Genomic DNA, 13,839 nt, shown 5'->3' with positions numbered 1-13,839 from the left:
CCGGTCGTGGCCGGGCCGGCCGCGGCAACGCGCGACATGGAGGAGAGCCATTCCTCGATCTCGTTGTAAAAACGGTTCTGTGCCCGGCTGGCCTGCAGATCGAGGAAACCGATGACCAGAGATCCAGCAAGACCGAAGAGCGAGGAGGCAAACGCCGTGCCCATGCCCTGGATCGGGCCCTGAATGGCAGCAATCAGCTGCGCCGCATCGACATTGCCGGTGGCATTGGCAGAAACGGTGGCGACCGCGTCACCAACATCCTGGACCACTTCCAGAAGTCCCCAGAAGGTCCCGAGCAGACCAAGGAAAATCAGAAGACGGCCGAAATAGCGCGTGAAAGCGCCCGCTTCCGACATCCGCGCACCGACCGAGTCGAGCACGGTGCGCACGGAACCGGCGGAAATCCGCACCCGGCCATCGGCCGAGCCGATCATCGAGGCCATCGGAGCAATCATCGCCGGCGGCGGCCCAAGGCTGGCAGGGTCTTCAGAGGAACGAAAGCGCAAGAGCCAGCGCGCTGCCGGACCGATCGCAAGCGCCTGGGCGAACGTATAGAGCACCCCGATGACCAGTACGCCGAGGATCAGGCCGTTGATCGCCGGATTGGCCCGAAAGGCCTCGGTCAGCGGTTCAAGCAGGAAGACGCCAATGGCGATGACAATGGCGGTGAAAAGCGCCATCCAGACGATATAACGCCAGGGCCCGGTAAAACGGACCTCCGGTGCATCCGTGGCGGTCTGATCGTCATGCAAAACCGGCATCGCTTCCCCTCATCGCTTGCGGCTGACTATCCATCGCCACGCATTGGGACAATTTGGTGGCGGCGTCAAAGTCTGGCTGCGCATTTCTGGAAACAGCAGGGTATTTGTTGCGCGCTGGGAAACAATACCTTTCTCACCAGCCGGATTTTCTCGCTCGCAGGACGACCTATGTAGGCGGTCAAGAGACACACGCGGCGAGCCCGACAGCTCGCGCAATGGCAAACGGAGTTATCCGATGAAGACGTCCATCAACCGCATCCTTCGCGTCGACGGCAGCATGCGCACCCAAGGCTCGCAATCACGCGCCCTGACCGACAAGGTTATCGCCCGGCTGGAAGCCGGTGCCGCTCAGACCGAGGTGACCCGCCTCGACCTGGCAGCGACCGACCTGTCCTTCGTCGACGAAGCCTGGATCAATGCCAACTTCACCGACCCCGCGGACCGCAGCGCGGCACAGAAAGAGAAGCTGGCCGCCTCGGATGCCTTTGTGGCCCAGGTCAAAGCCGCTGACACGCTGGTGATCGGCACACCCATCTATAATTTCTCGGTACCGGCCGCTGTGAAGGCCTGGATCGATATGATCGCCCGGGCTCGCGAAACCTTCCGCTATACCGAGAACGGTCCGGAAGGCCTGCTCCAGGGCAAGAAGGCCATCATCATCATCACCTCCGGCGGCACGCCGGTGGGTAGCGAGATCGACTACGCGACCAATTATCTGCGGCATGTCATGGGCTTCATCGGCATCACCGATGTCACCATCGTCGATGCCGGTCGCCTCAATTTCGAGGGCGAGGAAAAAGTCGCCAGCGCTGCTGCGGAAATCGACCAGATCGCCGCCTGAGAGGACGCCTAGGCGGTCAGCCGCTTCTTGAGCTCGGCCTGGATAGCCTCGTTGCCGGCGACGATATTGCCGGTGGCGAGGATGTCCGTCTTGTCGTCAAGTTCGCTGACCCAGCCGCCTGCTTCCTTCACCAGGACAATCCCAGCGGCGATGTCCCAAGCCTTGAGATTGCGCTCCCAGAAACCGTCATAACGGCCCGCCGCGACCCAGGCGAGATCAAGTGCGGCTGACCCCATACGGCGAACGCCAGCGGTGTGCGGCATCACCTTGTGCAGCTCGGTGAGGAATTGCGCATGGCCCTTGCGGCCCGCCCACGGCATGCCGGTGGCGATGACGCTCTCGTCGAAATGCTTGCGGCCGGATACGCGCAGACGGCGATCTGCGAGCCAGGCGCCGCGACCTTTCTCGGCATGGAACATCTCATCCGAGGCCGGATTGTAGACCACACCGGCCACCAGCTCGCCATCGCGTTCAAGCGCGATCGACACAGCGAAATGCGGCATGCCGTGCAGGAAGTTGAGCGTGCCGTCGAGCGGATCGACGATCCAGCGGTGGGACTTGTCGGTCCCTTCCGCAATACCGCGCTCTTCCATCAGGAAGCCATAACCTGGTCGCGCCTCTGTCAGGCGCTCATAGATGATCTCCTCCGCCTTGTGATCGGCAATCGACACGAAGTCCGCCGGTCCCTTCTTGGAGACCTGCAGGTGTTCGACATCGCGGAAATCGCGGTTGAGCGCACGACCGGCGCGGCCAGCCACGTCGGTCATCACGGTGAGAAGCGGAGAGAGCGTACCCAACTTACTTGTCCGCCCGCTTGACGTAGGAACCGTCTTCGGTCGCGACGATGATGCGCTCGCCGGTGCCGATGAACGGCGGCACAGCCGTGCGGACACCATTTTCCAGGATGGCCGGCTTGAAGGAGTTTGCTGCGGTCTGGCCTTTGACCACCGGCTCGGTCTCGGTGATTTCCAGGGTCACGTGCTGCGGCAGAGTGATGCCGATCGGACGCTCCTCGTGGAAGTCGACAACGACATTCATCCCGTCCTGCAGGTATTGCGCGCGATCATCGCCGACGAAATCCTTCGCCAGTTCGATCTGCTCATAGGTTTCCGCATCCATGAAGGTCAGCGTATCGCCGCTGTCGAACAGGAAGGTGTGGTCTTTTTGCTCGAGCCGCACACGCTCGACCTTGTCGGCAGCGCGGAAGCGTTCGTTGAGCTTGCGGCCATCGAGCAGGTTTTTCAGCTCGACCTGGGCAAAGGCGCCGCCCTTGCCCGGCTTGACGGCCTCGGCCTTCACCGCAACCCAGAGCGTGTCCTGGTGCTGGATCACATTGCCGGGTTTGATCTCATTGCCGTTGATCTTCATCACATCACCTATCGGAAATCCGTCAGCGCCGGACCAGACGGCCCGCGCAAAGTCGCGCTCTCCTATCAGCGTGAGGTGATAACGGCAAGCGGGAGGGTGTTACTCGCCTGCCAAGACACGCGCTTCAATGGCCGCCACGGTCTGCGGCGTCAGCACGCCACGCAGCCCGGCCTCCAGTTGATCACGCGAGGGATTGGCCACCGGTTCGCCAAGAACATTGTTGCGTGCCCGCAGGCTCCAGTAGAAGGCGTCCTCGAAATTCTGGACCCGCCCTTCACCGCGAGCGAGCACAAAAGCGAAGAGGAAGGCGCTTTCAGCATCCCCGCCCCGCGCACCCTGCTCGAACCAGTAACTGGCGAGGGCCTGGTCGATCTCGACCCCGCGACCCTGGTACAGCATCAGCCCCAGCTGCCCCTGGGCCGGGGCGTAGCCACTCTCAGCCGAGATCCGCATATAGCGCAGGGCTTCAGCATCGCTGGCCTCACCCCCCTGTCCTTCAGCCCACATGATCGCAGCCTGTAAAGCAGCCTCACCATGCTGGTTATCGGCAGCCTGCTCATACCATTGACGGGCGCCCACCAGATCCTGTTCACCGCCGGTGCCCAGATCGAGCAGCTGGGCAAACTGGTACATACCCTCGGCCGAGCCTTGCTGAGCGGCGCGCTCGGCCCAGGTCCGCGCGGAGGCATGCTCTTGCGGGATGGGCGAATTCTTCAGGATCAGCGCCAGTTCGACCATGGCGTCGATATGCCCGGCCCGCGCCGCCCGGCTGAACCAGGTACGTGGTGAACCGAGGCCGTAGGCGCCATCGCCTTGCAGCGCAATCCGGCCGAGCTCGTACAACGCCAGGGGCTGGTTTTCGGCGGCCGCTCGCTGGAACCAGCTCGCCGCTTCGGCCAGGTCCGGCGTGCCGGAACTGCGCCCGTCGCGGGCGATCAGTCCCGCCATGACCGCCGCTGTCAGATCCCCGCCCAGCGCCGCCACCTCGGCGTATTGCTCGGCAATGGGCCAGTCTTCGGAGACCCAGGCGATCTGGGCCCGGTAGAGTGCTTCTTCGACCGGATTGAGCCCTTCCGGGATTTCCGCGCTTGCTGCGTCTTCGGCACCGGCCGCAGCCTGTTCCACGTCAAGCGGGACAAGAACCAGCTCATCGGGAAATACCAGATCGGACTCCGGCTGCGATTGCGGCAGGGGTCCAGGCGCATCCGCTTGGGCGAGTGCGCTACTCAGGGCAAAAGCGAGGATCAAACTCATGGACGCTTATCAGCCGCGTGATTGCGGCAAGGTCAAGGCTGCTCGCCTATGCGGTGCACAACGCGTTGAAGGCCTTTACGGCGGCGGCAGGCCCGTCAGGGTGCTTCCAGACCCCGCCCGACACCGCCAGAAAATCCGCACCGGCTTCAACCAGCGGGGCGGCATTGTCGACGGTGATACCGCCGATGGCCACACAGGGCAGTTCAAACAGCTCGATCCACCAGTTCAGGACCGAAATATCGGCCTGGGTCGGCGCATCCTTGGTGTCGGTCGGAAAGAATGCCCCAAAGGCGACATAGTCCGCACCGGCCTCGCCGGCCGTCATCGCCAGATGACGACTGTCATGGCAGGTCACACCGACCGTGCGGTCCTTGCCCATGACAGCACGGGCATCCTTGATGCGACCATCCTGCTGCCCGATATGCACACCGTCACAGCCGAGCTCATCCGCCAGCGCGGCACTGTCATTCATGATCGCAGCGACGCCATGCTTCTGGGCGCAGGCAATCAGGGCCGGCGCCAGTTGGCGGACCTCGTCCTCAGCGTGATCCTTGAGGCGGATTTGCAGGGCTGCGACCTCACCGGCAGCAAGCGCGCCATCGAGCGTTTGAACGAAAGTCGCATCGATGCGCGGCGGCGTAATCAGGTAAAGCTCGGTCATGCCGGCGCATTTAGCCCGGAATGCAGGGATAGGCCAGATGTACAGCGCCGTTCATACGCCGGTCATGTGACCATGATCATGATTGGGGTTTAGGGGACCTATGGGATGGGTCCCGCTCAAAGGGGACCTTCATGACCATCAAGTTTGTTGCTGCTGCCGCTGTGGCCGCGGCCGCCTTTTCCACTGCTGCCATGGCGCAGGATTTCTCGCTCAACCCGAATTTCGGCGAAGTTTCGCTGACCGCAGGCTTTGCGCCCGATCCGTATCAGGTCAGCGTTATTGCAGGTGGCGGCATCGATGCCTCCATGACCATCGGTGGCGAGTGTGTCGGCAATATCTCCGACGCGCCGGACTTCCGCGTGAATTACACGGCCGGCGGCTTTGGCCTCTGGGCTGGCGTCGTTTCCGATGCGGACACGACGCTGATCGTCAACGGTCCGGACGGCAGCTGGTTCTGCGCCGATGATGTCGACGGTCTCAACCCGATCGTGGGCGGCGCTGGTCCGCAGTCCGGCCAGTACGACATCTGGATCGGCACCTATGGCGAAATGCCGGCTGAGGCTGTGCTGTACATCACCGAGATCGATCCCAACTGATCACTCGGCGATAACGCCAGTTAAAAGGAAAACGGGGCCGCAAACGCGCGCCCCGTTTTTCATTCCTGCCAGCCCTCGGGCGCATCTTCGATGATATTGATACCCCGTGTGCCGCAAGCTTCGCGATGGAAGCGAACGATAATGCGCAAGGCTCCGTCAGCGCGTGTCTCGATGGAGCATTTTGACACCCCGCCATCGAGGCGGCCTTCAGTATCGATCTGGCAGTAGCGAAACTCGAGCGCATCGCCCTCAAGGCGGCCAATCAGCTCACCAAAACGGACCTTGCCGCCAGCATAACTCGCCCGCACGACATCTCCCTCCTGGCAGAAGCGGAAAATCGTCTCGGAGTTGACGACACCGTTCGCCCCGGTGATGGGCGCGTGCATGATATGACCGTCGAGATCGAAATTCATGGCGCAGAGCGTAAACAGCGTCGCCCGCAAAAGAAAACCCCGCGACCTGCGCCGCGGGGCTCCCGATTTCGGATCGAGCCAGACGTTTAGGCCAGCTCTTTTTCCATTTCTGCATCCCACTCGCCGAGTGCGGCCAGACCGTTCATCTTGGCGCGGTGGTGGAAAGCGGCTTGCGCGGCTGGAACATTCTCCGGCTTGCCACCCCAGGCTTTCAGCGGAGCGGCCTGGAGTGCGCGACCGTAGGAGAAGGTCAGCGGCCAGGGCAGCTCGTAATTGGCGTTCATGGCGTTGAGGTGAGCTGTGGCTTCCTCGTCGGACTGACCGCCGGACAGGAAGGCAATGCCCGGAACAGCAGCCGGCACGCAATTGGCCAGGCACTGAACCGTCATGTCGGCGACTTCCTCGACATCGGCGCGATTGTCGCCGGTGGTTCCGGAGATGACCATGTTCGGCTTCAGGATCGTGCCTTCGAGAACGACACCCTGGTCAAACAGCTCGCGATAAAGGGTCTTGAGCGCAAACTCGGTGACCTCGTAGCAGCGCTCGATGGAGTGGTCGCCATCCATGATGACTTCCGGCTCGACGATCGGAACGATCGAGGCTTCCTGGCACAGCGTCGCGTAGCGCGCCAGCGCGTGCATATTGGTGTTGATGGCATACTGGCTGGGCACAGCATCATCGCCACCCTGGCCGATGTTGATCACGGCGCGCCATTTGGCGAAACGGGCACCGAGCTCGAAATAATCCGCCAGGCGGTCACGCAGGCCGTCCAGGCCCTCAGTGATCATCTCGCCTTCAGCGCCGGCCAGCGGCTTGGCGCCGGTGTCGACCTTGATGCCCGGAATGGAACCGGAATCCTGGATCAGCTTGACCAGCGGCGTACCGTCAGCGGCTTTCTGGCGGATGGTCTCATCATAGAGGATGACGCCGGAAATGCGCTCGGACATAGTCTCGGTGGCGCGGAACAGCATCTCGCGCCAGTCGCGGCGATTATCCGGCGTGTTGTCCAGACCGATCGAGGCGAAACGCTTGCCGATCGTGCCGGTGGACTCGTCCGCCGCCAGAATACCCTTGCCCGGCGCCACCATGGCGCATGCGGTTTCGTTCAGAAGATCGAGGTCCATTCCGTTATCCCCAGCTGGTTCCGATTTGGCTTGTCCCGCCCTGCAGTCGGGACGTTGACTGTGTCGCTAACAGGCTCGTCCGGTTAGCGCAAGGCTTCCACGCCCGGCAGGGCCTTGCCTTCCATCCATTCCAGGAAAGCACCGCCCGCGGTCGAGATAAATGTGAAGTCGTCAGCGACACCGGCCTGGTTGAGCGCAGCAACCGTATCGCCACCACCCGCGACCGCGACGATCTCACCCTCACGAGCCAGGTCAGCGACATGCTTGGCAGCTGTAACGGTCGCCGTATCGAAGGGCGGCGTTTCAAAGGCACCAAGCGGTCCGTTCCAGATCACCGTTTTGGCGCCGTCCATGGCCACTGCCAGGGCGGTCACGGTCGCCGGACCACAATCGAGGATCATCTCGTCTTCAGCGACATCGTTGACCGAGGTCAAGCGGGTCTCCGGATGCGGTTTGAACTCGGTCGCAACCAGGGCATCGCTGGGCAGGATCAACTGGCAACCGGCGGCCTCAGCGGCGGCCAGGATGGTCTTGGCCGTATCGGCAAGATCCTTCTCGCACAGGCTGGCTCCGATATTGACGCCTTTGGCATGCAGCAGGGTATTGGCCATGCCGCCACCGACGAAGAGGACGTCGACTTTCTTGACGAGGTTCTCCAGCAGCTCGATCTTGGTCGAGACCTTGGCCCCTCCGACGAGAGCCACGACCGGGCGCTCCGGCGCCTCCAGGGCCTTCACCAGATGATCGATCTCGCGCTGCATCGACAGGCCGGCATAGGCCGGCAGGTGCTGTGCGACACCTTCGGTCGAACCATGGGCCCGGTGCGCCGCTGAGAAGGCATCGTTGACATAGATGTCGCCGAGCTTGGCAAGAGCCTCGGCAAAAGCCGGATCATTCTTCTCTTCACCCGCTTCAAAGCGCGTGTTCTGAACCAGGAGGACATCGCCATCGGACATGTCGGCGACGGCTTCGAGGGCATCGGCACCGGTGATGTCGTCAACAAAATCGACCGGGTCGCCGAGCAGGTCAGCCAGCGGCTGGGCCACCGGTTCAAGGCTCATCTCTGCAACACGTTGGCCCTTGGGACGGCCGAAATGCGCCAGCAGAACGGTGCGCGCACCGGCTTGCATGAGATGCTCAATCGTCGGCAGGGCAGCCTTGAGACGGGTGTCGTCGGTGACGGTCCCGTCCTTCATCGGCACATTGAAATCGACACGAACGAGGACGCGCTTGCCGGCGACCTCCGCATCCTGGATCCGGCGGATATCGGTCATGGCGCGCCCTCCATTGTGCGCTTTATTTCAGGAATTTGCCCATAGCGACCGTGGTGTCGATCATGCGGCAGGCAAAGCCCCACTCATTATCGTACCAGGTCATGACGCGGGCGAGACGCTCATCGATCACCTTGATCTTGTCGACGGCGACAACCGAAGACCGGCTGTCGTGATTATAGTCGATCGAGACCAGCGGGATGTCGTCATAGCCGAGGACCCCCTTCATGGGACCGTCCGCTGCCGCCTTGATGGCCGCGGTCAGCTCTTCCGCAGAGGTCGCCTTGCCCGGCGTGAAGACCAGGTCGATCAGGGAAACGTTCGGGGTCGGCACGCGTACCGCGGCGCCGTCGAGCTTGCCGGCCAGTTCCGGCAGCACCAGTCCAACGGCCTTGGCCGCACCGGTCGAGGTCGGAACCATGGACATGGCCGCCGCGCGAGCGCGGTGCAGGTCCTTGTGGTTGCGGTCGAGCGTCGGCTGATCGCCGGTATAGGCGTGGATCGTGGTCATGTGACCGCGCTCAATGCCGACGGCATCGTTGAGAACCTTGGCAACCGGCGCCAGGCCATTGGTGGTGCAGGACGCGTTGGAGACGACCACGTCGTCAGCGGTCAGCTGATCATGGTTCACCCCATAGACGATGGTCTTGTCGGCATTCTTGGCCGGCGCTGAACAGAGCACGCGCTTGGCACCGGAGGCTTCGATGTGCGCCATCGAGGCTTCCTTGGAATTGAACTTGCCGGTGCATTCCAGAACGATGTCGATGCCGAGATCATCCCAGGGCAGTTTGGACGGATCGCGATTGGAAACCTTCTGGATCTTGCCAAAACCGGCATCGATCCAGTCATCGCCAACCTTGATCTCGCCCGGATAACGGCCGTGCACACTGTCATAGGTCAAGAGGTGCGCATTGGTCTCCGGCGTGGAGCTGTCATTGATGGCGACAATCTCGACTTCGCCCCAACGCTTTTCTTCCAGAACGGCACGCAGTGCCAGGCGTCCAATCCGGCCAAAACCGGTGATCGCGACCCGAAGAGCCATACGCAAGTCTCCTTAAATGCAGAGCACCGGAAAAAACCCGGCGAATTTGGCGCGGATTTAGCCGCCTTTCGCGCCAAGGTCCACCGCATCACGCGCGCAGAATGGGTTGCGGTGGATTTTTTTGCAGATGCGCCACGGCATGCGCATCCTTCGCGACAACCCGCGAAAATTGAGTGCAAATTCGCTTCATTTCGCCGAAATGACTGATTTTCTGCTTTTGTTTGCGCTACCATCAAACAGTGCATTCTCGCCGCAGCCGGAACGCGGCAAACCGGTGCAAAGCGCCATCCGCTGCGGTCGAGAGCAGGCCGGGGTCTTGAAATGGCCTTCCCTGCCTGCAAGAACACAGCTGAAACTTACAAGGGAACGCCCGGGACAGGCGGCAAGGCATCATGAAAGTACTCGTACTCGGCGGCGACGGTTTTTGCGGTTGGCCGACGGCACTGCACCTCTCCAATCTCGGCCATGACGTTGTCATCGTCGACAATCTCTCGCGCCGCAAGATCGATATCGAATTGGAAGTCGAATCGCTGACGCCGATCCGTCCGATGAGCGAACGCCTGGCAGCCTGGAAAGAGGTTTCCGGCCGTGAGATCGCATTCGTCGACATGAATATCGGCAAGGATTACCAGGAACTCGTCGACCTGATCGATGCAGAAAACCCGGACACGATCATCCATTTCGCCGAACAGCGCGCCGCGCCCTACTCGATGAAATCGGCTCGCCACAAGCGCTATACGGTCGACAATAACCTCAACGCCACCAATGACGTTCTCGCGGCCATCGTCGACAGCGGCAAAGACATCCACCTCGTCCACCTCGGCACGATGGGCGTCTACGGCTACGGCACGGCGGGCATGAAAATTCCCGAGGGCTATCTCAAGGTGAAGGTTGAAACGGAAGAGGGCCTCAAGGATCAGGAGATCCTCTACCCGGCCAATCCGGGCTCGATCTACCACATGACCAAGACCCAGGATCAGCTCTTCTTCCACTTCTATAACAAGAACGACAAGGTGAAGATCACCGATCTCCACCAGGGCATCGTCTGGGGTACGCAAACGGAAGAAACCAAGCGCGATGAGCGCCTGATCAACCGTTTCGACTATGACGGCGACTATGGCACCGTGCTCAACCGTTTCCTGATGCAGGCCGCTGTCGACTTTCCGCTCACCGTGCACGGCACGGGCGGGCAGACCCGCGCCTTCATCCACATCCAGGACACCGTGCGCTGCATCCAGCTGGCCGTGGAGAACCCGCCGGCTGCCGGCGACAAGGTCCAGATCATGAACCAGATGACCGAGACGCACCGCGTCCGCGACCTGGCCAAGATGATCGCTGACATGACCAATGCCGAGGTTCAGCTGGTTCCGAACCCGCGCAATGAAGCCGACGAGAACGACCTCCATGTCGAGAACGACACCTTCCTGCAGATGGGCCTCAAGCCGATCACCCTGGCCGCCGGCCTGATGGAGGAAGTCACCGAGATCGCACGCAATTATTCCGATCGCTGCGACCGTACGAAAATCCCCTGCATCTCCTACTGGGGCAAAGGCCGCGAGGAAGCTGCGGCGCAGGCACCGGCCGAGACAACGGCGGCCGAGTAGGCTCCGTCAAATATGGTTTGGAAGGGCGCCCGTTGCGGCGCCCTTTTTGTTTGGAGGGTGACGAGGATCACGCTCACCGCTCCATCACCCCGACCATCTTGTCCAGAAACGCACAACACCGATCGAGCTGGTCAATCGCCACAAACTCATCGGGCTGGTGCGCCTGCTCGATCGAACCAGGGCCGCAGACGACCACAGACAAGCCCTTGGCCTGGAACTGGCCGGCCTCGGTGCCATAGCTGACCACGCGTGTCGAATTGTCACCGGTGAGCTGGCGAGCCAGGCGCTCTGCGGCACCATCATCTTCCGGCGCAAAGGCCGGCACGGAGGAACGCACCTCGACGCTCACGGAGGCTTCCGGCGCACTTTGGCGCATCTTGGCCTCCACCTCGGCAGCCCGCTGCCGCAGCCCGGCTTCGACCGCTTGCGGGTCATCCCACGGACACGGCCGCATCAGCGAACCGAATTCAGCGTCCAGCGCCAGGATATTGAGCGCGGTTCCACCCTTCACCTCGCCAATCGTCAGCGTGCCGTGCGGCGGATCGAAGGGACTGTCGGCCGGCGCCGCCAGCTTCATCGCTTCGGCCTGCTCGACGAGATACTGCATCAGCGGCACCGCATGGGTCACGGCGCAGGCGCCGTCATTGACCAGGGAGGAGTGGGCTTCCTTCCCGCGCAGCCTGACGACGACGGAGAACAGGCCCTTGTGTGCAGTCACGACCTTCATGTCGGTCGGCTCGCCAACCACGACGACGGACGGTTTGACGGGTCCTGCCATGATCTCGTCGATCATCGCCGGCGCCCCCAGACAGCCGACTTCTTCATCATAGGACAGGGCGATATGGATTGGCCGTTTGAGATCCGCTGCCGTGATCTTGGGCGCGAGGGCCAAAATGCAGGCCGAGAAGCCCTTCATGTCACAAGTGCCACGGCCATAGAGCAGACCGTCTCGCTCGGTCAGCGCCCAGGGGTCGGAGGTCCACGGCTGCCCATCGACCGGGACGACATCGGTATGCCCGGAGAGGATGATCCCGCCATCGACCTGCGGACCAAATACGGCGTGAAGATTGGCCTTACGGCCATCTTCACTGGGAATGCGCTCACAGCGGGCGCCCAAGCCTGTCAGCTTGGCTTCGACATAGTCGATCAGCTCGAGGTTGGAATTGCGCGAGGTGGTGTCGAAGGCAACGAGCGTGCGGAGCTCTTCGATGGCGGCAGGAAGTGCGTTGTGAGACATGGCTTTCGCGCTAATTTTTAAATGGCTTGGGAACCCATCCTTAAGACGGCTTGCCTATCCTGTCAGGCGGAAATGGCGCCAGCGGGAGCAATGAGCGCCGGGTAATGGGTGAGATGTTCGGATTTCTCAAACGCTTTCTCGCGGACAAGCGCGGCAATGTGGCGATGATCTTTGCATTGTCGCTTCTGCCGGTCACCGTCATGTCCGGCGGCGCGGTGGACCTGTCCCAGGCGATGAATGCACGCACCCGGCTGTCCCAGGCGCTGGATGCCGCCGCTCTCGCCGTCGGAACCAACCCGACCATCAATGACGAGCAGGCCCTCGGCATCGCCAACGACTTCATCCGCGCCAATTATCCGGGCCGCGAGCTCGGCACCGTCCAGAATGTCTCCGTCACCATCGATGACGCGACCGATACGGTCACCGTCAAGGGCGAGGCGAGGGTCGAAACAATTATCCTCGGCCTGATCGGCATTGACTACATCACTGTGGACTGGGAAAGCGAGGTCCAGCGGGCGCGCTCACGGCTCGAGCTGGTTATGGTTCTGGACAACACCGGATCCATGGGGGGTTCGAAAATCCGCGACCTGCGCGATGCTGCAGAGCTCCTGGTCGACATCGTTTATGAAAGCGTGGAAGAGGTCGGCGACGTCAGGGTCGGCCTGGTCCCCTTCGCGGCAACCGTGAATGTCGGCACCAATTACGCTCGCCAGTGGTGGCTTGATCCCGATGCCCTCTCACCGCAGCACGCGGACTGGGCCGGCCCAGGTCCATTCGAATACGAAGAGTGCACCGGCCGCCGCCGTAACCGGCGCTGCACCACCACCACGGTGGAGGCCAATCACTGGGACCTCTTCGACATGATGCGCGATACCAGCTGGGGAGGCTGCGTGGAGGCGCGGGCTATCCCGATGGATATCGATGACACGGCTCCAAGCACGGCCCGCCCGGAGACGCTTTTTGTGCCCTATTTCGCGCCGGATGAGCCCGGGAATGACCGCGATTACAGTAATGACTACCTGTCCGACGGTGTCTCCAGCAATAACAGTGAGACCCGGCTGCGCAATCTGATCAAGTATGATGGCGGGCGCATCCAGGACGATTACGGCCCGAACATGCGCTGTACGACGCGGCCGATCACACCGCTGACCACGAGCACGTCCAGGCTCTATTCTGATATCGCTGCCATGGGCGCGAGCGGGACGACCAACATTCCGCAGGGCGTAGGCTGGGGTATACGAGTAATCTCTCCGGGCGAACCCTTCACCCAGGGCGTCGCATGGGATGACCGAGAAGTGGTCAAAGCCATGGTCATCCTGACCGACGGCGAGAATGTGATGTCCGGCCGCTCGACCTATCTGCGGTCCGATTACGGGGCATACGGCTTTTCGCGCTATGGCCGGCTGGGAACCACATCGAGCAGCTCCTCCACCTTGCGTAGTCGCCTGAATAACCGGCTCGAGGCCGCCTGCAATGAGGCGAAGGCCCTTGGCATCCGCGTCTACACCATCACCTTCCAGGTCAATTCAAGCTCGACCCGGCAGCTGATGGAGCAATGCGCCTCCAATCCGAGCCTGTACTTCAACTCGCCCTCCGGCGCAGCTCTGCGTGACGCGTTCGAGCTGATCGCCGGCGATCTGACCAATCTGCGCCTGTCGCGCTAGACA

General features: G+C 62.0%; 14 protein-coding genes. 4 read left to right on the top strand and 10 right to left on the bottom strand.

All coding sequences use genetic code 11. The features are described 5' to 3' along the window. Positions 1-761, bottom strand: a 761-nt coding sequence (locus tag Q1V51_RS04850; protein WP_300553608.1) for a hypothetical protein, incomplete at its 3' end; no start/stop codon positions are given. A 235-nt stretch (positions 762-996) separates the two neighbouring features. On the opposite strand from Q1V51_RS04850, the gene Q1V51_RS04845 reads away from it, so the two are divergent. Beyond that, on the top strand, positions 997-1,602 hold the full coding sequence (locus tag Q1V51_RS04845) for an NAD(P)H-dependent oxidoreductase (RefSeq protein ID WP_300553606.1): 606 nt from the start codon (positions 997-999) through the stop codon (positions 1,600-1,602). Positions 1,603-1,610: 8 nt separating this feature from the next. Here Q1V51_RS04845 and Q1V51_RS04840 read toward each other — a convergent pair whose 3' ends face one another. The 4 genes from Q1V51_RS04840 to thiE form a co-directional block, all read right to left on the bottom strand. After that, a complete protein-coding gene (locus tag Q1V51_RS04840; RefSeq protein ID WP_300553604.1) occupies positions 1,611-2,399 on the bottom strand; it encodes an inositol monophosphatase family protein in 789 nt (262 codons plus the stop codon). A gap of 1 nt (position 2,400) precedes the next feature. Beyond that, complete coding sequence (efp, locus tag Q1V51_RS04835) at positions 2,401-2,970, bottom strand: elongation factor P (protein WP_366522702.1); 570 nt, start codon at positions 2,968-2,970, stop codon at positions 2,401-2,403. A 99-nt stretch (positions 2,971-3,069) separates the two neighbouring features. After that, positions 3,070-4,224 carry a tetratricopeptide repeat protein gene (locus tag Q1V51_RS04830; RefSeq protein ID WP_300553598.1) on the bottom strand — a complete coding sequence of 385 codons (1,155 nt, stop codon included), beginning with the start codon at positions 4,222-4,224 and terminating at the stop codon, positions 3,070-3,072. A 46-nt stretch (positions 4,225-4,270) separates the two neighbouring features. After that, positions 4,271-4,885 carry a thiamine phosphate synthase gene (gene thiE, locus Q1V51_RS04825; RefSeq protein WP_300553596.1) on the bottom strand — a complete coding sequence of 205 codons (615 nt, stop codon included), beginning with the start codon at positions 4,883-4,885 and terminating at the stop codon, positions 4,271-4,273. Between the two features lie 131 nt (positions 4,886-5,016). Between thiE and Q1V51_RS04820 the strand changes: the two genes are divergently transcribed. Continuing rightward, positions 5,017-5,481, top strand: coding sequence for a peptidase S1 (locus Q1V51_RS04820; RefSeq protein WP_300553593.1), 465 nt, complete (start codon positions 5,017-5,019; stop codon positions 5,479-5,481). A 59-nt stretch (positions 5,482-5,540) separates the two neighbouring features. Here Q1V51_RS04820 and Q1V51_RS04815 read toward each other — a convergent pair whose 3' ends face one another. The 4 genes from Q1V51_RS04815 to gap all read right to left on the bottom strand — a co-directional run bounded on the left by Q1V51_RS04815 (position 5,541) and on the right by gap (position 9,331). Then, the gene (locus tag Q1V51_RS04815; RefSeq protein WP_300553590.1) at positions 5,541-5,924 is read right to left on the bottom strand and encodes a hypothetical protein; all 384 of its coding nucleotides are present in this window, start codon (positions 5,922-5,924) and stop codon (positions 5,541-5,543) included. A gap of 56 nt (positions 5,925-5,980) precedes the next feature. After that, entirely contained in the window at positions 5,981-7,018 is a 1,038-nt protein-coding gene (locus Q1V51_RS04810; RefSeq protein ID WP_300553588.1) for a class I fructose-bisphosphate aldolase, read from the bottom strand. An 83-nt stretch (positions 7,019-7,101) separates the two neighbouring features. Then, positions 7,102-8,292, bottom strand: a complete 1,191-nt coding sequence (locus Q1V51_RS04805; protein ID WP_300553585.1) for a phosphoglycerate kinase — start codon at positions 8,290-8,292, stop codon at positions 7,102-7,104. A gap of 22 nt (positions 8,293-8,314) precedes the next feature. Beyond that, the gene (gap, locus tag Q1V51_RS04800) at positions 8,315-9,331 is read right to left on the bottom strand and encodes a type I glyceraldehyde-3-phosphate dehydrogenase (RefSeq protein WP_300553583.1); all 1,017 of its coding nucleotides are present in this window, start codon (positions 9,329-9,331) and stop codon (positions 8,315-8,317) included. A gap of 392 nt (positions 9,332-9,723) precedes the next feature. On the opposite strand from gap, the gene Q1V51_RS04795 reads away from it, so the two are divergent. Beyond that, a complete protein-coding gene (locus Q1V51_RS04795) occupies positions 9,724-10,935 on the top strand; it encodes an NAD-dependent epimerase/dehydratase family protein (protein WP_300553579.1) in 1,212 nt (403 codons plus the stop codon). A gap of 73 nt (positions 10,936-11,008) precedes the next feature. Here Q1V51_RS04795 and argE read toward each other — a convergent pair whose 3' ends face one another. Next, on the bottom strand, positions 11,009-12,172 hold the full coding sequence (gene argE, locus Q1V51_RS04790; protein WP_300553576.1) for an acetylornithine deacetylase: 1,164 nt from the start codon (positions 12,170-12,172) through the stop codon (positions 11,009-11,011). Between the two features lie 104 nt (positions 12,173-12,276). Here argE and Q1V51_RS04785 point away from each other — a divergent pair, with 104 nt between their 5' ends. Then, positions 12,277-13,836, top strand: coding sequence for a TadE/TadG family type IV pilus assembly protein (locus Q1V51_RS04785; RefSeq protein WP_300553573.1), 1,560 nt, complete (start codon positions 12,277-12,279; stop codon positions 13,834-13,836). Positions 13,837-13,839 lie beyond the last annotated feature (3 nt).

The organism is Maricaulis sp., assembly GCF_030149235.1.
Taxonomy (GTDB): Bacteria; Pseudomonadota; Alphaproteobacteria; order Caulobacterales; family Maricaulaceae; genus Maricaulis.
This window is presented reverse-complemented; position numbering and strand designations above follow the sequence as displayed.